The organism is Kitasatospora sp. NPDC059795 (assembly GCF_042732175.1).
Lineage (GTDB): Bacteria > Actinomycetota > Actinomycetes > Streptomycetales > Streptomycetaceae > Kitasatospora.
Window position 1 is genome coordinate 81,773 of the sequence record NZ_JBHWID010000020.1, and the last position, 17,955, is coordinate 99,727.

At 74.1% G+C, this 17,955-nt stretch carries 21 protein-coding genes; all 21 read left to right on the forward strand.

All coding sequences use genetic code 11. The features are described from left to right. The first annotated feature begins 82 nt into the window (after positions 1–82). Positions 83–1,135, forward strand: a complete 1,053-nt coding sequence (locus ACFV4P_RS31170; RefSeq protein ID WP_380476826.1) for a hypothetical protein — start codon at positions 83–85, stop codon at positions 1,133–1,135. A 14-nt stretch (positions 1,136–1,149) separates the two neighbouring features. Continuing rightward, complete coding sequence (locus ACFV4P_RS31175; RefSeq protein ID WP_380476827.1) at positions 1,150–1,758, forward strand: hypothetical protein; 609 nt, start codon at positions 1,150–1,152, stop codon at positions 1,756–1,758. Between the two features lie 71 nt (positions 1,759–1,829). Then, positions 1,830–2,243, forward strand: a complete 414-nt coding sequence (locus ACFV4P_RS31180) for a hypothetical protein (RefSeq protein WP_380476828.1) — start codon at positions 1,830–1,832, stop codon at positions 2,241–2,243. A 172-nt stretch (positions 2,244–2,415) separates the two neighbouring features. Beyond that, entirely contained in the window at positions 2,416–4,224 is a 1,809-nt protein-coding gene (locus ACFV4P_RS31185; RefSeq protein ID WP_380476829.1) for a type IV secretory system conjugative DNA transfer family protein, read from the forward strand. An 86-nt stretch (positions 4,225–4,310) separates the two neighbouring features. Continuing rightward, complete coding sequence (locus ACFV4P_RS31190) at positions 4,311–5,141, forward strand: hypothetical protein (protein WP_380476871.1); 831 nt, start codon at positions 4,311–4,313, stop codon at positions 5,139–5,141. A gap of 11 nt (positions 5,142–5,152) precedes the next feature. Beyond that, complete coding sequence (locus ACFV4P_RS31195; protein WP_380476830.1) at positions 5,153–5,977, forward strand: hypothetical protein; 825 nt, start codon at positions 5,153–5,155, stop codon at positions 5,975–5,977. Between the two features lie 49 nt (positions 5,978–6,026). Further along, positions 6,027–7,169 carry a DnaB-like helicase N-terminal domain-containing protein gene (locus tag ACFV4P_RS31200; RefSeq protein WP_380476831.1) on the forward strand — a complete coding sequence of 381 codons (1,143 nt, stop codon included), beginning with the start codon at positions 6,027–6,029 and terminating at the stop codon, positions 7,167–7,169. 326 nt (positions 7,170–7,495) lie between these two features. Continuing rightward, positions 7,496–7,792, forward strand: a complete 297-nt coding sequence (locus ACFV4P_RS31205) for a hypothetical protein (protein WP_380476832.1) — start codon at positions 7,496–7,498, stop codon at positions 7,790–7,792. A 138-nt stretch (positions 7,793–7,930) separates the two neighbouring features. After that, entirely contained in the window at positions 7,931–8,398 is a 468-nt protein-coding gene (locus ACFV4P_RS31210) for a hypothetical protein (protein WP_380476833.1), read from the forward strand. Then, the gene (locus tag ACFV4P_RS31215) at positions 8,395–9,069 is read left to right on the forward strand and encodes a hypothetical protein (protein WP_380476834.1); all 675 of its coding nucleotides are present in this window, start codon (positions 8,395–8,397) and stop codon (positions 9,067–9,069) included. Before ACFV4P_RS31210 ends, ACFV4P_RS31215 begins: the two co-directional genes overlap by 4 nt. 74 nt (positions 9,070–9,143) lie before the next feature. Further along, entirely contained in the window at positions 9,144–9,635 is a 492-nt protein-coding gene (locus ACFV4P_RS31220; RefSeq protein ID WP_380476835.1) for a hypothetical protein, read from the forward strand. Positions 9,636–9,658: 23 nt separating this feature from the next. After that, positions 9,659–10,243, forward strand: coding sequence for a hypothetical protein (locus ACFV4P_RS31225; RefSeq protein ID WP_380476836.1), 585 nt, complete (start codon positions 9,659–9,661; stop codon positions 10,241–10,243). A gap of 191 nt (positions 10,244–10,434) precedes the next feature. Next, positions 10,435–10,932: a hypothetical protein gene (locus ACFV4P_RS31230; RefSeq protein ID WP_380476837.1), complete on the forward strand. Its 498-nt coding sequence runs from the start codon at positions 10,435–10,437 to the stop codon at positions 10,930–10,932. A gap of 171 nt (positions 10,933–11,103) precedes the next feature. Beyond that, positions 11,104–11,646 carry a hypothetical protein gene (locus ACFV4P_RS31235; protein ID WP_380476838.1) on the forward strand — a complete coding sequence of 181 codons (543 nt, stop codon included), beginning with the start codon at positions 11,104–11,106 and terminating at the stop codon, positions 11,644–11,646. Next, entirely contained in the window at positions 11,643–12,899 is a 1,257-nt protein-coding gene (locus ACFV4P_RS31240; RefSeq protein ID WP_380476839.1) for a DNA cytosine methyltransferase, read from the forward strand. The genes ACFV4P_RS31235 and ACFV4P_RS31240 overlap by 4 nt, the downstream gene beginning before the upstream one ends. A gap of 108 nt (positions 12,900–13,007) precedes the next feature. Further along, on the forward strand, positions 13,008–13,634 hold the full coding sequence (locus tag ACFV4P_RS31245; RefSeq protein ID WP_380476840.1) for a DUF4913 domain-containing protein: 627 nt from the start codon (positions 13,008–13,010) through the stop codon (positions 13,632–13,634). A gap of 88 nt (positions 13,635–13,722) precedes the next feature. After that, positions 13,723–14,610, forward strand: a complete 888-nt coding sequence (locus tag ACFV4P_RS31250; protein ID WP_380476841.1) for a winged helix-turn-helix transcriptional regulator — start codon at positions 13,723–13,725, stop codon at positions 14,608–14,610. A 17-nt stretch (positions 14,611–14,627) separates the two neighbouring features. Beyond that, a complete protein-coding gene (locus tag ACFV4P_RS31255) occupies positions 14,628–15,479 on the forward strand; it encodes a DUF317 domain-containing protein (RefSeq protein ID WP_380476842.1) in 852 nt (283 codons plus the stop codon). Next, positions 15,476–15,931, forward strand: coding sequence for a hypothetical protein (locus tag ACFV4P_RS31260; protein ID WP_380476843.1), 456 nt, complete (start codon positions 15,476–15,478; stop codon positions 15,929–15,931). Before ACFV4P_RS31255 ends, ACFV4P_RS31260 begins: the two co-directional genes overlap by 4 nt. A 49-nt stretch (positions 15,932–15,980) precedes the next feature. After that, entirely contained in the window at positions 15,981–17,195 is a 1,215-nt protein-coding gene (locus ACFV4P_RS31265) for an MFS transporter (RefSeq protein WP_380476844.1), read from the forward strand. Continuing rightward, positions 17,192–17,896: an HAD family hydrolase gene (locus ACFV4P_RS31270; RefSeq protein WP_380476845.1), complete on the forward strand. Its 705-nt coding sequence runs from the start codon at positions 17,192–17,194 to the stop codon at positions 17,894–17,896. Before ACFV4P_RS31265 ends, ACFV4P_RS31270 begins: the two co-directional genes overlap by 4 nt. Positions 17,897–17,955: the final 59 nt, after the last annotated feature.

Below are 17,955 nucleotides of genomic sequence, written 5' to 3' on the forward strand. Positions count from 1 at the left end.
CCAGCCCGGAGACGCTCACCCCTTGCCGCCCCTGACCACCACTTCCCGGCCCACCGGCGCAGAACACCTACCGGAGACCGACTTGACCACACCCGGGCAGGTCGCCCAGCTCGTCTCCGGGCTCCTGGACCACGAAGGCGTCCTCTCCCTGACAGCCCGCCTGACCCGGCAGGGATCCCGTGCTCTGGATCCGCTCGGATCCGAGCCGGAGTCCAATCCGTCCGCCTACCGGGTCCGCCGATACCTCGCCGACGTCGCCGACGCGATCGAGGGCGCGCTTGCCGCCGCCGAGGACGACACCGTGGACCTCACACGGGGTCTTGGAGCCTGGGCCTCGACCAGCCCCGCCGAGATCACCGCAGCCCACGGCACCACGGGCCCGCGCCCGGATGCCGGCGAGCGATTGCACCTCTTCTGGGTCGAAGGCGCCTACGACCGCGCCCCCTACCTCGGCCTGGTCGGACCCGACCACACCGACGGCAACAACGCCCACCCCTACTGCACCGCCGGGTTCACCCGCGAGGTGGCCGAACGCATCACCGCCGACCTCGCCGCCGACAGCTGCGGTCTCACCGCGCGCTGGGGGAGCGGGGGCGACGTGCGCTTCAGCTGGACGGCCGAGCACGCCGGCATCAGCGGCAGCGAGGACATCGAACCCGACGACCGCGGCCTCTACCGCGTCGGCGGCCTGTGGCCATGGCACTCGTTCGAGATCCCGCCCCACCAGTTGAAGGCCGACCCCACCCCGCCGCAGCGCACACAGGCAACCGACGCTGCGGCTCCCGATCCCGCCGCCGCAGTGCGGCAGCTGACCGCCCGGCTCGCGGAGACGACCGACCCCGCCGAGGCGGCCCGCCTCGTCGAGCAGGCCGAGCAGCACCTTGACGAGCTGTCCGACTTCTTCGCCACGGCGGCGCGCTGGAGCGGCGCCCGCGAGGGCACCGCCCACCTGCAGCTCGACCTCGGCCGCACCAGCCAGGACGTGTACGAGGCGGGTGTCGACCTCGCCGGCGTGGCCACCGGTCTGCGCGCCGCCGCACCCCGCCCCGCCCGCATCCGCTCAACGGCCGGCCCGGTGACCGCGGCAGCGCCGCCCGCAACCCCGGTCACCTCCCCACCGTCACTCCGGCGCTGAGGAAACGTTCCTCCTTGATTCCGAGCATCACCCGCTACGCCAGCACCCGGGACCTGCTCGTCGCCGCCCAGCACCAGGCCCGCTATCGCCACGGCCATCCCCGGGCCCGGATCATCGCCGCCTGGCGATCGGTGCCGGACCTGCCGGAACCCGGCACCGCCGAATTCGACGCGCTCGCCGCCGACCTGGACGCGGACCTCGTCCGCCTGCGCCCGTCCCGCGAGCGCCGGCCGGGGCGCGAGCGGGACGTGTGGCACTGCACGCTGCGCGCCCACCCCGACGCGCCACCGCTCCCCGACGCCTGCTGGGCCGACACCGCCCACCGGGTGCTGGCCGCCACCGGCATCGCCCCCGCAGGCGATCCGCTGGCTTGCCGGTGGATCGCCCTGCGCGTGGACAGCCACGAAGTCCGGATCATCGCACCCCTCGCCCGCCAGGACGGCCGTCTCCCATACCTGGACCGCGATCTGTCCCGCGCCCACGCGGTCTGCCAACTGGTGGACTTCGAGTCCCGCCGCGCACCTGTGGCGGCGAGCCACAGCCCCCACGCTCATCCCGTCCGCAGCCCCCGACCACCGGCCTGGGCCCCCGCCCCGGCGCCGACCGGGCACCGATCCCGCTGAACGAAAGGCCGACCCTGCCCGAACCCCACTCCCGCACGCCCGCCGCACGCGTCCACGACGCCACCGTCCGCATGTCCCGCGCCATCGCCGACCTGGACGACTGCATCGAGGCGCTTGATCCGGACGAAGCCGCCGAGATGCTCCACGGCCTGTTCCTGCCGCCCGGTCCGGTCCAGGCGCTGGCCACCCTCCTCACGCGCCTCGGCACCCACGTGGCCGACGCCTGGAGCGAACCCGGCGTCCACGAGCCGCTCTTCCGCCAAGGCACCGAACTCGCGGTCGGCGCCTACCGGGTGGCCGCCGTCGCCGACCAGCTCGGACACCTCGACATGGCCGCCACCCGCCAGCGGTACTCGGCCGCCCGCAGCATCTCGCCCGCCGCCCAGACAGCCGGACCGGGCGCCCGCATCCACCAAGCCGCTGCCGCCGAGGCCGCCCGCAACGCCGCCCCGCACCCGCAGATCGCCGAGCCGCCCGCGCGCTGACCGCGCCCCGCCGCCCGCCCGGAAGGGCAACAGCAACCTTCTCGCCAACTGTGCTGCCTCGGGCCGCAGTTCGGCTTCCCCACGCCGACCGCGCTGCTTCCCCGCGCGCTCCGGCTTCCCCACGCCGACCGCGCTGCTTCCCCGCGCGCTCCGGCTTCCCCACGCCGACCGCGTGCCCCTCCCGCGGTCCGGCTTCCCGCAAGGACCCCCACTGCCCTCCTCCTCACCTTCCTCTCCATCCGCTTCCCCGGGCACCGACGCCCTCCTCTACACCCTGATCGGCGCCGGCCTGGCGCTGATCGCCTACGGCTCCCTCGCCTGGGCCTGCGGCAACACCACCAATGCCCTTCTCGGAAGCGGCGGTTGGTCGCCGTTCCAGCCGGTCACCGCCGCCCTGCACCCGAAGCAGACCTGGCCCGCTCTGAGCGTTGTCGCGCTCCTGATCGGCGCCCGCATCGTCCCCGGCCTCCTCGCCGCCGGCGCCGCCGGACTCGGTCTGCGGCTGTGGCTGCGCCACCGCCGCTCCACGTCCGCCGGGCTCGCCACCAGCCGCGACATCGCGGTCCTGCTGCCCAAGGAGATCACCGCGAAGGCCAAGAGCCTGCGCCCCAGCCTCGCCTCCGCGAAGCCCGGCAGCATCCGCCCCCAGGACACCGGCATCCTGCTCGGCACCCTGGGCGAGAGCGGTCCGGAGGTCCGCGCGTCCTGGGAGGACGTCGCGGTCGCGATCATGGCCCCGCGCTCCGGCAAGACCACCTCGCTCGCCGTCCCGTCCATCCTGGCTGCCCCCGGCCCGGTCCTGCTCACCAGTAACAAGGCCGCTGGCGACGCGTTCACCGCGACCACCGACGCCCGCTCGGCCGTCGGCCGGGTCTGGGCGATGGACCCGCAGCAGATCGCCCATACCGAACAGGCCATGTGGTGGGATCCGCTGCACGATGCCCGCGACCTGCCCGGTGCCAGAAGGCTCGCCGGGCACTTCGTCACCGCCTCGGTCGACGCCTCCAGCGCCACCGACTTCTGGTCCACTGCCGCCGCCAACACCCTCACCGCCCTGTTCCTCGCGGCGGGTGCCGACGGCCGACCGATCACCGACGTCCTCGGATGGCTCGCCCAGCCCTCCGACCGCACCCCCATCGACATCCTCAAGGCGAACCGGCTCACCGCCGTCGCCGCCCAGCTGCAGGGCACCGTCTCGGGCGCCGTCGAGACGCGTGACGGCATCTACGAGACGGCCCGTCAGTACGCGGCCTGCCTGCTGGACCCCAGCATCGCGGTCTGGGTCACCCCGTCCGACACCCTGCCGGAGTTCAAGCCGGCCGAGTTCGCCACCAGCCGGGACACGCTGTTCCTGCTGTCCAAGGACGGCGGCGGCTCCGCGAGCGCGCTGATCGCGGCGGCGGCCGACTCGGTGATGCGCACCGCCGTGCAGCAGGCCGAGCGCGACGGCGGCCGGCTCGATCCACCCCTGCTGGCGATCCTCGACGAGGCCGCCAACGTGTGCAAGATCCAGGATCTCCCGGACCTGTACTCGCACTTGGGCTCGCGCGGGGTCATCCCGATCACGATCCTCCAGTCCTACCGCCAGGGCCAGAAGTGCTGGGGCGAGGCAGGTATGGACGCCATGTGGTCCGCCGCGACGGTCAAGGTGATCGGCTCGGGCATCGACGACGCGGACTTCGCCGACAAGCTGAGCCGCCTGGTGGGCGAGCACGACGTCGAGAGCGTCTCCCACTCCACTTCGGAGTCCGGCCGCTCGACCTCCACCTCGATGCGGCAGGAGCGGATCCTGCCGCCCGATCAGATCCGCGCCCTGCCCAAGGGCAAGGCCCTGCTGCTGGCCACCGGGATCAAGCCCGCGATGCTCCAACTGCGGCCCTGGTACAAGGAACCCGGCGCCGGAGCGATCGGCAAGGCGTCCGCCGAGCAGACCGCCGCGATCACCGAGCGCGCCCGCGCCAAGGCAGGGGCCGCCGCATGAGCCGCCACCCCGCACCCGCGGCGGCACCGCCCGCCGAGCCGACCGTGCGCACGCTTTCTCTAGGCGCCGGCGTGCAGTCGACCACCCTGCTGCTGCTCTCCGCCCTCGGGGAACTCCCGAAACTGGACTACGCGATCTTCGCCGACACCGGCTGGGAGCCGAAGCGCGTCTACGAGCACCTCGACCGCGTCGAGCGCGAGATCGCCGCCCCGGCCGGCATCCCCGTCCTGCGAGTCTCCTCCGGCAACATCCGCGCCGATGCCCTCGACCCCGGCCACCGCTTCGCGAGCATGCCGCTCTACGTCCTCAACCAGGACGGCACACCCGGGATGACGCGGCGCCAGTGCACCGGCGAGTACAAGATCAAGCCGATCAAGAAGCAGGTCAGGGAGATCCTCGGATACCCCTACCCGGCCCGAATACCGCCGGAGGTCTTCGCCGAGCAGTGGATCGGCATCAGCACGGACGAGTTCCACCGGGCCAAGGACGCCGACGTCCGCTACACCCGAAACCGGTTCCCGTTGCTGGAGTTGGGCCTGTCGCGCGGCGACTGCCTCGGCCTGCTCGCCGAGCACGGACTGGAGAGCACCCCGAAGTCCAGCTGCCTGGGGTGCCCGTTCCACGGCAACGCCCAGTGGAGGTCGATCCGCGACGGCGACCCCGAGGAGTGGGCCGACGTCGTCGACTTCGACGCCGCGATCCGTGCGGGCAACGCACGGGCGAACGCGGACGGCCGGCCGCTGCTCGGCCAGGCGTACCTACACCGCTCCCGCGTACCGCTGGACCAGGCACCCATCGACCACCGCACCCGCCGCGAACGCCTCGGCACGCAGGAGCGCATCGCCTTCGACCGCGAGGAGTTCGGGCCCGAGGACGGCTGCTCCCCGTACTCGTGCAGGTCAGGTGAGTCGGTGTGAGCTTCCCCGGCATGATCGACAACCTGTACCGGGAGTGGAAGGCCGCCGACCCGGCCAGCGCCAGGCTCCTGCGCGACCTGTGGTTCGACGCCGAGCACTACACGGTGGCCGCGGCCGACCAGAACTTCGACAGCACCGAGCACTTCATCGTCGCCGGCTGCGACCTGTACGCGGGTGAACCGTGGGTGGAGGAACGCGCGGCGGCCATCCACCTCCGGCTCGACCCGGACGAACGGACCTGCCACGCCCGGATGGCCCACACCCTCACCTACGGATGGGCCGGCCACTGGCTCGTGCGGCGCGGCGCGGACCCGGATGCGCTCGGCCGGTACCGGCCTCTTCCTGCCGACCCGTACCGGCTGGGCGTCGGCGTCTACGACTACCAGGCCGAGGGCCTGCAGACGGCCGGTGACTACTGGTGCACCCGGCCCGGTGACGCTCGAACGCGGACGATCGAGGATCGCATCCGCCGCTCCGGCGACCGCTACCAGATCCTCGCCCAGCGGACGGCCTACCCCGAGCACGTGACAGAGGGCCAGCGCGAAGCCCACTACGTGCTGCTGCAGGACAGCCACCCCCGTGCCGCAGAGCGCCGGTTCGTCGTGCAGCTGGAGACGGTGGATCGCCTACGGGCCCTCTACACCCTCGACGAAGGCGGGTTCCGGTCCGAGCGGGAAGCGCAGGAGTGGGCCGACCGGATCAACCCGCGCCGCATCGCCCCTCTGCCGGCCACCGACCCCTCCACCGGGCTGCCCGCCGTTCCGCGGCACCCCGCGTCCAGCACGGCGCCCGCAGCCTTCCGGCCGCCGCCCACCGCCGGGAGGTTCACGAGGTGAGCGCCCACCACAAGCAGCAGGCCGCCACGCAGTGGGCCGCCGAGCCACGGTGACTCCGCAGGCTGAGGCAGAACAGGCTCTCCTCGGCGCGCTCCTCCTCTCACCTGCCCAACTGGCCTCCGTGGCCAGCTGGTTGCAGCCTGGGCACTTCTACCGGCCGACCCATGCGGCGCTGTACGAAGTGCTGCTCGCCCAGCAGAAAGCCGGCCATCCGGCCCTTGAGGACGACGAGCCCGAAAAGCGGTGGGCGTGGGCGCTGGAGGCGATGGAGACAGCCGCGACCTCCTGCCCGTCCTTCACCCCCTCCTACGGGCACACCCTGATCTCGGCCTGCCCGACCGCCGACCACGCCCTCGCCTACGGCCGGATGGTGCTGGAGACCGCGGTGCGGCGGGAGATCCACGAGCACGCCCACCGGCTGCTGGCCGCCACCCGCGACGCCGACACCAACGCGGTGCTGCGGCTGACCGCAGAGCTGCACACCACGATCGACCGCCTCGGCGACGCCTGGGGATCGTCCGACGGGCGTCCCGTGGCCGCGCCGGGCCAGTGGCCGCTCGAACTCTCCGAGGACGCCGCGCGGAGCACCCTGCACCAGGAGGAGGCGCTGCTCGCCTCGCTGAGCGCCGCACCCGCCGAACTCGCCGAGCTGGTCCGCTGGTTGCGCCCGGACGACCTCCTCGATCCCGGGCACCAGGCGGTGTACCGCGCGCTGGCGGCTCTCGGCCACCGCGGCGAGCCGATCGACCCGCTGACCGTGCTGTGGGAGGTCCAGCACCGCGGAGCCCTCACCACCGGCACCCTCACCGCCGACCGCGTCCGCACGGTCACCCGCGCCGGATACCGCGGCGAGTCGGGCTACTGGGCCGAGCAGGTCCTGCGCGCCGCCCTGCTGCGCACGACTGCCGCCCGCGCCGGAGCGGTGCGCCTCCTGGCCCTGGACGCCTCCGTTCCCGCCGCCCGCCTGCTCGACTCTGCCCTGCACGTCCTGCGCGACGCCGAATCGGTCCAAGGCCGATGGCGTACCGCGACCGGGCTCGGGCCTCCCGCACGCGGTGACCCCGCCCCGGCGCGCCACAGCGCAGCCCGTACCCGCACCCGCACCCCGGCACCCGCCACTTTCCCGGCCTCCGCGCCCTCGCCCGCCCAGCTGGCGGCGCCGCCCCGAGCCCCTGTCAGGAGCACGTACTGAACAACGCACAGAACCCCCTGCCACCGCGGGAGAGCGCGCGGCCGCCCACCCCCGCCGCCACCCGGCTGCGGGCCCACGCCGACGCGGTCGACGACCTGATCTCCTCCCTCCCCGGCGCCTACCGCGAGCAGGGCCCGCCGTCGATCAACGAACTCCTCCACCACGCCGAACGGATCGGCGAGCGCCACCAGGTCATCCTGCGCACCGCCGCCGCCCTGGCGGGAGCGCCGCTGGCCACCAGCGGCCAGCGCGCCGCAGCAAGGGCGCTGGCCGACGCCGGAGCCCAGATCGGCCAGGCCCTGTCGACCGTCAGCCGGGCCGGCGCCATGGCCGCCCGCCTCCACGAGGCCGACGGTCTCGAAGGCCCGCGCGCCGAAGACGTGCGCGAGCGGGCGGGCCGCGAACTGAACCTGTCGCTGTCGCGGACCCGCCTCGCCCTCGCCGACGCCAGCGACGGCCTGCGCCGGCAGGCCCGCGCAGGCCGCACCGAAACGCTCCCGGCAAGCCGCCGCCGTGCCGCCGTAGCCCGCAGCACCTCCGCCCGGCAGGTGCCCGCCCTCGCCTCCGGCCCGTCCACCGTCCCCGCCCTCCCCGCCGCCGCGGCCGCCGCACCGCGCCGGTAACCACCCGCCCATCGGAGACCTCCCATTCCCACCGCCACCCCCGCCGACGTCACCACCGAGATCACCGAACTGCGCGACGCCTTCTTCCACCTGGCCCAGACACTCAACGCGCATCCCTCCATGCCCGGCCATCCCGCCGTGCCCACCTCCGCATCCCTGGCCGAGGCTGCCGAGCACGTCATGACCGTGCTGCAGCACTGCAACATCCGCCTCGGCGAACTCGGCGACGCCGCCGACCCGGCCCGGAAGACTGCCGTTCAGGGCTTCAGGGCCGGCCGCCGGTACGCCACGCTCGCCAACCGCCACCTGGCCGAGGCGCTGGAGGCAGCCGTCGCCCTCGAAGCCGACCCGGACACCGCCGGCCCTGCGCACAGCGCCGCCGAGCGCACGGAGCAGGACAAGCTGAGCCCTCGGATCCTCGCGTCGGCGGCCATCGCCTACAACTCACTGGTCGCCGGCTGGCGGGAGGTCGCCGAGATCCGGGAGGGCTTCCCGCCCCTCGGAGCACCCCATCCCCCCACCGCGACCGCCCGGCATGCCCGCCCGGCGCCCGCGGCAGCCGCCGTGCAGAGCCCGGTGGTGCAGACCGGCGGGCGGCACCGATGACGGACATTGCCGTCGAGGACGTCCAGCGCCTCGCGGACCTGGCCGATCGGCTGGCCGAGATTCGGCGCAATGTGCGGCACACCGCCCGGCGCCCGCCGGCCAAGGTCCCCGATCTGCTCGCCCGGAACATCGCCGATCTCACGGGCTACATCGCCACAGCCGCCGCCCTGCGGGCCGAGTTGTCGCACCGCCCCGGGCCGCGGGTCGCCAACTCGGGCGAGAGCTGGGGCCCCGCCTTCGCCGCCACCCGGGCAACCGACGCCCTGCAGCGGATGACGGTGCTGCTGAACCGCGCGTGCGACCTCTCCAACCAGACCCGCCCGCGCAGCACGGTCGGCTTCCACTTCTACTCGCCCGGCCTGGAGCAGCGGGTTGCGGCGGGATTCGCAGAGATCGACGACATGCTCTCCCACACCATCCGCACGATCCGTGACACCCGCAGCGGCCTCGCCCGTGTGCGCAAGCGCGAACTCGAACGCGAGCAGGAGGCGCTGGCCGAGCCGAGCGGCAAAGCCGCCCGCCACCTGGCGGAGCCGCACGGGCCTGCGGCCGAGGTCGCCGTAGCCGCCAAGGCCGCCGGCCGTCGCGGTGCCACCCTGATCGTCTCCTCGCCGCCTGCCGCCGGCCCGGCCAGCAGCACCACTCAGGCCGCCCCGGCCGCGCGCCGCTGACCGGAGAGGAGGACACCCTGTCCGACAGCGACCCGCAGGCGCTGCTGCGCAGCACGGCCTACCGGCTGGAGTCCGTGCGCAGAACCCTGATCCCGGCGCTCTCCTCCGGCCACCTGGCCGAGGCTGCCTGGCCCATGACCCACCTGACCTCGGTGATAGCCGACTTCAGCGACGAGTACCTCTTCAAGGTCTCGGACCCCGCCACGGATCGCGGCCTCCTGGCCGCGCTGACCGCCGCGACCGGGCACAGCGCCCGCGCTCTCGCCGCCATCGCCGGCACCGCGACCGTGCTGCTCGCCCCGGACGACCGGCGGTTCGAGACCCGAGAGGCCCTCGCCCGCGCCGACGAAGCCGTGGCCGACGCCGCCCGCGTACTGCGCGACGCCGCCGACCGGCTCACGCCCGCCCCGCAGCCCGCGGCCGTCACCGACCTGACCCGCCGCGGCGGAACCCGGAGCGCCGCCCTGGCCCGATCCACGATCGTCAGCGCCCAGCCCGCCACCACAGCCCTCCGCAGCGCCGCTGCACCCGGTGCCACCGTCATCCCCCTGCGCCGGGGCCACTGACACACAGACCGTCTGGAGCGCCATTGCCCGAACCTACCGACCGCCAGAAGGAGTTGCTCGCCCTCGCCTCGAAGTTGGAGGCGGCCGCCGAGAGCTGGCCGTTCTCCCGGACCATGGAGCCGTTCGCTCTGCCCTCCACCGTCCTGGTCGCCGAACAGCTGGCCGTGCTGAGCCACCTGCACACGGAGGCCGTCGGTGCCGCCGCCCGGCCCCTCGAACCGCTCACCACACCGGACGAGGCCGCCGGTCGCGAGGCCGAGGCCCGCGCCGCCGGCCACGTGGCGATCGGCATACAGGACCTGACCGCGGTCCTCGGACTCGCCGTCGCCGCCGAGAACCGGAACGAGGCGCCGAAAGCCGCCCACCTCCATCGCGCCGGCGGGCACTATCTGGCGGCGAGCGCCCGCCTCCACGGCGCCGCCCAGGACCTGCGCCTGCACGCCGAACACGTCCCGGGCCACTCGCCCGCTCCTCGTCGCCGGCCCGGCGCCGTCCGCCGCGCCGCGGCGAGGCTGCGGTCCGCTGTGCGCCCGAACACCGCCGCAGGAATCCTGCCCGCCCCGCCGGCCGCCCCGCCGAACGTGTCCCCGCCGTCGCGCACCCGCTGACCCGCAGACAACTTCCCGGGGGAACCGACCAGTTCACCCTGTCTGCGGCGAAGACCTCCTGCGACCCCGCCCTTGCACCGGAGCACGTCCTGCCCCACCTCACCGACCGCCAACAGCAACTGCTCGCACTCGCCGAACGCACGGCCGCCGCCCTCGCCGCCTGGCCGTCCCGTCCCGGACAGCCCTTCCGCATGCCGTCCCCCGAGCTGGCCGTCGAGCAACTGGCCACCCTACAAGCCCTGCACATGAGGGCTGTCGCCGTCGCCGCCCAGCCCGTCGACCCGTTCACCGCCCCGGACACGGCGGAGGCCGCCCGCCGCGAGTCCAAGGCCGCCGCCCGCGCTGCCAGCCTCGTCGCCCTCAGCTCCCACCACCTGAGCGAAGTCCTCGAACTCGTCCTCGACACGGCTGGCCAGGGCCGTCCGCCGACCAGCCTTGAGCTGCAGTACGCCGAGCAGGGGTACCGATCCGCCAGTGACAGCCTGGGCGAGGCCGCCCGGCGCCTGCACCTGCACACCGACCACCTCGCCGGCCGGCCGGACGGCCCGCGCAACCAGTTCGGTGCCGTCCGCCGAGCCGCCGCCCGGCTGCGCTCCGCGATGGGCCCGGCGGCCGCCGCTGCCCCGGCCAGCTCAACGGATCCCGCGGTGCCCACTCCCGCGATGTTCAAGCCGTCCCCCCGCCGTTGACCGTCGTCCGCGGTGTTCCCCGCCCCGCCAGGCTGCCAACTCGCCTGGTTTCTGGAGCACTTCACAGCCCGCTGTCGCCGACCGCCCGCGGCCGGGCTCTCCCATTCCCCGGAGCCACTCCTGTACCTCCCCCTCCACATCCAGGCCGACATCCTGGCCACCACCGCTCTCATGCTGCGCGACCACGGCAAGCGGATCACGCAGCTCGCCCAGCATCCTGACATCCCCCCGCCCAGCGTCGTCAGCAGCCATCTGGCCGGCTTCGTCCAGTTGCACGACCACCTGACCGGCGAGACCGAAGTGCCGCAGCTGGACGCGGGCCGGGACTCCCTCGACGCCGTCGCCCACCATCGAGCCAGCGTCGCCTACGCCTGGGCCGGAGTACTGACCGCCCGCGCGCACCTGTTCGCCGCGCCGGCTCTGGTCGCCGCCGTCCAGGTCGAAGGCCGCCAACAGGCCGCCACCGCAGACGAACTGGCGACCTTCCGCACCGCGCTGATCGACGCCCACACCGTCATCGAGGAGGCCGCCAGCGCGGTGTTCCGCGTCTCGCGCAACCTGTCGGGTTTCGAGCCGGACGTGCTGCGTACCCTCAACTCCCGCCCGGCCGGGGCGAAGGCCACCAGCGCGGCCCGCGCCAAGGCCAAGCCGTCGAGGATGGTCCTGTCGGCGGGCAGCGTGCCGCAGGCTCCCGCCGCAGGGCGGTCCCGATGAGCGCCGACCCGTCGGGCCTGCGGATCGGCTCCCTGTGCTCCGGCTACGGCGGTCTGGACCTGGGCGTCCAGGCCGTCCTCGGCGGCACCCTCGCGTGGCATGCCGACCCCGCCCCGGCCGCTGCCGCGATTCTCGAACACCACTGGCCCGGTGTGCCGAACCTGGGCGACGTCACCACTGTGGACTTCACGAAGGTCGAGCCGGTGTGCGTGCTGGTCGCCGGCTTCCCCTGCACCGACGTCTCCGTGGCCGGAGCCAGGCGCGGGCTTGCCGAGGGCACCCGTTCCGGGCTCTGGCACACCATCGCCCGCGCGATATCAACTCTCCGACCCTGTCTGGTGGTTCTTGAAAACGTCCGAGGTCTCCTCTCCACTTCCGCCGCCACCGCGTCAGCCGATGGCGACGTGGAATTCTGCCCGTGGTGTCTGGGAGAAGCCGGAGATGAGCATCCTCTGCGGGCACTCGGTGCCGTACTCGGAGACTTGGCCTCCCTCGGGTTCGATGCGCGCTGGCAGGTGCTACCCGCCAGCGCCGTCGGGGCACCCCATAGGCGAGAGCGGGTCTTCATCACCGCCTGGCCCCGGACTGCCGACGCCGACAGCGCGCAGCTTCAGGGGGCCGGACCACGGGCGGGAGGACCTGGGCCATGTCGTCACGCTGCTGCTCACCCCGACGTCGAACCTCGGCAGCATCGGGGGATCCCAGCACCCGGACCTGCGCAAGGCAGGCGGGCACGGCCCGAACCTGAGCGACCTGGTGGAACACCTGCTGCCGACGCCGAGGGCCAGCGATGGGACGAAGGGCGGGCCGAACCAGCGCGGCAGCCGGGGCGATCTGACGATGTCGAGTGCCGCGGCACGGTTGCTGCCGACGCCGAAGGCGTCCGACACGGGGACGCCCGGACGGCGCTCCGGCGCGGGCTTTCGCCCGCCGCTGTCGCAGGTGGTGCTCCCGTTGTGGGCCCCGCCGCCGAGGGAGGGGGCCGGTGGGGCGAGTACGCCGCCGCCATCACCCGCTGGGAGCGCGTGACCCGCCCCGCCCCCGCGCCCGTGGATTCCCGAGGCCGCCTCGCGCCAGCGTTCGTGGAATGGGTGATGGGCCTCGAAAAGGGATGGGTGACGCAGGTCACAGGAATTTCCAGATCGGCTCAGCTGACCGCGCTCGGCAACGGTGTCGTCCCCCAACAGGCCGCGTACGCAATGGAGTTGCTGGCCTCCGGAATTCACCTGTGCGGGGATCATCGAATTCCTTGACAGGGAGATTCGGGCTTCCATAACCCATGGGATATCTCCCGCTCAAGGAGATGGGTTTCGGGGAGAGTCGGGACGTCACCCCGCCTCCCCGAATTCCGGAGCAGCTCTTTGTCCACCTCATTTCCCGACGACCCGCCGGAGCGCGGACAGGTCACCGCGGAGACTCTCGCCGAGTGGCGCGCCACCCTCGCCGCGCTCCAGGCGGAACGGGACTCGCTGGCGATCGTGGCGGACCGCCTCGCCCAGGACTACGACGACGATTCCGACGACCTCCTGGAGCTGGACCTCGGCTCCGGCTTCGAGGTCGCCGCCGAGCCCGACGGCGAGTCCGTTCCGCTGACCATCCTGGCCTTCGACGACGCGGCCCTCGCCGAGGAGGTGCGCACGATGACCCCGTGGGTGGACCACATCCTGCTGTCCGCCTACGGGGCGGAGATCGCCTCGGGCCGGCCGTGGTGCACCCGGTGGCCGGAGCACGACGAGGCCCTCGCCCGGATCCATCACTGCTGGCTGGCCTGGCAGGAGTTGACCGACTCGCGTTCGGGCGCGACCGGCCCGAGCGTCTGGCAGCGCGACCACCTGGAGCCGCTGCTGCTCAAACTCCGCTCGCCGGACGGCCCGTTCGGCGCCTGCACGACCAACCCCGACCATCCGCACCACCGGCTGCTGCCGACCCCGCCGCGGACAGACCCGGCCTCGCTGCCCGTCGCCGGTGAGCCCCGCACCAGCGTCTGACCGCCCGCCCGCGCGATCTCCGCCGACGCGCCGCCCGCCCGGACCCGAGCCCCCTCCTCTCTGATCCAGCCCCGCGAAGGACCTCACCATGTCTACCCCTGTGACCACCCCTGTCGTGCGCGACCTCACCCAGGCCTCCCGCGTGCAGCAGGCCATCAGCGTGCTCGGCGCGCCGAACACGATCACGGTGCTGCGGACCCTGGACCGCAACGGCGGCCAGCTGCCGACCTACGGGTTCGGGGACGCGATGCCGTGGATGGGCTCCAAGCTGGGTGCGCGGCTGGCGGCGATGGAGGAGGGCGGCCTTGTGTCGCGCTCACGTTCCGGCCGGGCCAGCGTGGTGTCCCTGACCGAGGCCGGCCGCGACGCTCTGCGGATCCAGGTGCCGGTCACCCGCTGGGCCTCCGTCCACCAAAGCGTCCCGTCGACCGGCACCGGCCCCGGCGCCTACACCGCGCAGGCGCTGGCGACCCTCAACCGCGTTCACACCGTCGCCACCCTGTGGGCGATCGCCTCCGAGGGCGAGCCGGTGTACCCGTCGGAAATCCAGGACCTGGTCCTGGCCGCCGACGGCCCGCACCCTTCTTCCCTCTACCAGCGTCTGGCCCAACTGCAGGACGCCGGCCTGGTGGTGCGCTCGGGCGAGCACCGCTCTTACATGTACGACCTCACGGAGGCCGGCCGGGAACTGCTGGAGCCGCTGGAGGCCGTCGCCCAGTGGGCCGAGCGCCACATCCCCGACCCGGCCCCGGCCCCGGCCGCCCCGGCCCTGAAGCCGGTGCAGGCCATCGCCCGCCCCGTCGCGCCGTCGCCGGTCAGCGCGCCCGCCGCCACCGCGCCCTCGCCCGCTGCCAAGGCCGCCGCCCGCGCAAACGCCGCCGCCATCCGCTCCACCACCGCGCTCGCCTTCAGCCACGAACCCGCGCCGCAGCCGGCCCCGTTGACGACCGGCCCCGCCGCCGCGCACCGGCGCTGACGGAAAGGAGACCCATCATGGAAGCGATCGCCGTCGTCCCCAACAAGCGGTTTGTTCCGATGCACCGAGGCGGCTTTCCGCAGAATGACCTGCCCGCCCGGTACGCCGATGCCGTGGTCGAGGTCCGTCCCGCCTACCTTGCGCCGCCCACGCCCCGCTCCACCGCATCGGCCGCGCGCGCCCTGCGGGCCGCGCGGTGGCGGGCGACCGGGGCATCCCCCGACCGAGAGTTCCACCACCCGGAGAGCGAAAGCACGGTCGTCGTCGCCGCGTTCAGCAGCGAGCGTTCGCAGGACGCCCTGGTCGCCAGCGGCCCGGGCTGGCAGGCGACGTTCAGCGCCCGGGTCCCCGACGAAGTCCTTGCGCACGCGGTTGCCGCGCTCGTCGACCACGCCGAGCACGGATCGGCCGGCGCCGACACGGAGGCCGCGCTGGCCGGCCTGGTCGAGGCCGGATGGAGCGGTGCGCACCGCCGCGCGGGCACGGTCGAGGCCATCGCCCCCGGCTCGCTGGCCGAAGTGCTCTGGGGCCCCGACGAGGACACCGGGCAGCCGACCATGCGGATCCTCGCGGGCAGCCCCCACGGCTTCCCCTGGTACGCCGAACTGCGCGGTACAGCCTGCCCGGCGCTGCTCACCGAAGCCGTCCTTGCCGCCCTGGCCAGTCCCGCCCCGGCCCGCCGCCGCCTGCGCGACATCCCCGCCGGCCAGCTCCAGGACCTCGACATCGCACCCGCCAACCCCCGCACCACCGCGGCCACCGCCACCACCCCGGGCATGTCGGCCGCCGCCCGCGCAGCGACGCCCGGGACACCGATCCTCAGCTCGCCCGCGCCGCCGGCGACCAGCCCCACCCGGAGAACCCGTTGACGTCCCCTGCCCTCCCCGACAGCCCCGCGGCCGGACTGGCCGCCGACCTGGCGGAGGAGAGCGAGCAACTCCAGATCCTCGCCCGGTCCCTCGACCTGCCGCCGGTCGGCGCCGACCCCGCCCTGGCGCTCAGCCGGCACCTGCTGACCGCCCTCGTCCACGTGGCCACCACCACCGCGACAGCAGCCGCCGTCGTCGACCTCTCCGACACCCCCACCCCGACGCACCTGCGCTCCCTGGCCAGCATCACCTCCGGCCTGTCCTGCACGCTCGCCGCGACCTCGGCGATGGCCAACACCTTGTACCGCCTCGCCACCGACGCCGACCCCGCAGAGCTCCTGCGAGGCAGCCGCACGCGGGCAGCCGCCCTGCTCACCAGCGCCTCGGCCCACCTGGGCACCGCAGCCGCCCAGTTGCGTCCACCGCAGCGTGCGACCGACCCCGCTGCATAGTCCCCCGCCGCAGCCGCGCCCCGCCCACCGACCCGCCCACTCGGAGCCCGTGACCACCCCCGCCCCGCACCCGCCCGGCCTGCGCGCAGTCCTCGCCGCCCCGCACGTGGCGCCCCTGCTCGCCGGCACTCTCATTGGCCGCCTGCCCACCGCGATGGCGCCCGTCGCCCTGCTGCTCGCCGTCCGCGCCGAGCACGGCCCCGTGTTCTTGGGCGCGGCCCTCGCCGCCCTCTACGCCCTGGCGAGCGCGATCGGCCAGCCATTGCTCGGCAGGGCCGTCGACCGTACCCGCCTCGCCCCCGTCGCCGCCGCCACCGCTGCGCTCTCCACCACCGCCTTCGCGTTGCTCGCCGTCTTGGGCTGCACCCCGCACCCGGCCACTGCCGCAGCCCTGGCCGCCCTGGCTGGAGCCGCGACCCCGCCGTTGGAGGCCGGACTGCGGGCCATGTGGCCGCGCCTGCTGTCCCGGTCCGACGAACAGCACGCCGCGTTCACCCTCGACAGCGTCAGCCAGGAGCTGATCTTCGTCGTCGGCCCGGTCGCAGCGACCGCCCTCGCCCAACTCGCCTCACCCGCAACCGCGCTGGCAGTCTGCGCCGCCGCCACGGCTGCGGGCACGCGGGCCGTCGCCGTGCAGGAACCTGCCCGCCGACGACCGACGGCCCGGTGGGCCGGGCACTGGACGGGACCCCTGCGCTCACGCGGTCTGCTGCTCCTGCTGGCCGGGATGTTCTTCCTCGGCGTCAACCTTGGCGCGTTCACTGTGTTCGCGCTCGCTCTTGGGGATCTGAACCACAGTGCCTGGCTGGCCGGGCTGCTGCCCGCGGCCGTGTCGGTCGGCAGCCTGATCGGCGGGATCGCCTTCGCCCGGTCCCCGTGGCCGCACCCGCCCAGCCGCCAACTCCTCTACGCCGCCACCGGATTCGCCCTCTGCGGCCTTCCGCTGGCGCTCATCACCTCCCCGCCGTTCGCCCTCGTCGTCAGCGTCTGCCCCGGCCTCTACCTCGCCCCGCTGGTCGCCACCGCGTTCGTCCTCGCCGACCGGCTCGCCCCGAGCGGCACCGCGACCGAGGCCGCCGCCTGGCTGATCGCCGTGATCGGCCTCGGCCAGGCCGCCGGCTCCGCCGCTGCCGGCCGCCTCGCCTCCCTCGGCGTCGGCGCCGTCGCGTCCGTCCCGATCCTGGCCGCCGTGCTTGCCGCCGCGATCCTCGCTGCCCGCCACGACCTCCTCACCCCCAACGCCCCTACGGAGAAGCCCGCTTGACCCACCGCACCACCACCGATCCCGCCGGGACGACGCCCGAGATCCACCTCGTGTGGGACTGGAACGGCACCGTCCGCGACGACCTCGACGACCACGTCGCAGCACTCAACGCCACGCTCCACCGCATCGGCGGCCCCCAGGTCGACGTGGCGACCTACCGTGCGCTGCACACCGTGCCGATCCGGGCCTTCTACGACACACTCGTCGGCCGGACGATCACCGACGAGGAGTGGAGCCGCAGCAACGCCGAGTTCCTCGCCGACCTCCACCAGCGGCCGGTGCGCCTGCGCGCCGGGGTCCGCCAGCTCATGCTGAGCCTGCGGGCAGCGGGCCTGCGTCAGAGCCTGCTCTCCCTAGCCCCGCACGAGCGGCTACTGCAGGAGGTCGCCAAGACCGGCATCGGCGGGCTGATGGAGCGCATCGACGGCCGCGTCGGCGAGCCCCCGCACTCCAAGGCCCCGGCCCTGTCCGCCCACCTGGCCGCCCTCGGTGTCGAACCCGGCCGTGCCTTGGTGATCGGCGACAGCCTCGACGACGCCGTCGCCGCCCACGAGGTCGGCGCCGTCGCCGTCCTGCACACCGGCGGGCTGCACAGCGCCGAGCGCCTGGCCGCCGCCGGCGTCCCCCTCGCCGACAGCCTGGATAGTGCTGTCGAGACCGGCCTGTCCATCATCAACTCCGCACACCGGGTGGGCCGGTGAGCCCCGAGCCTCGCGAGGGACGGCCCGTCCAGCCGTGGAAACCACGGCAGGCGGGGAAC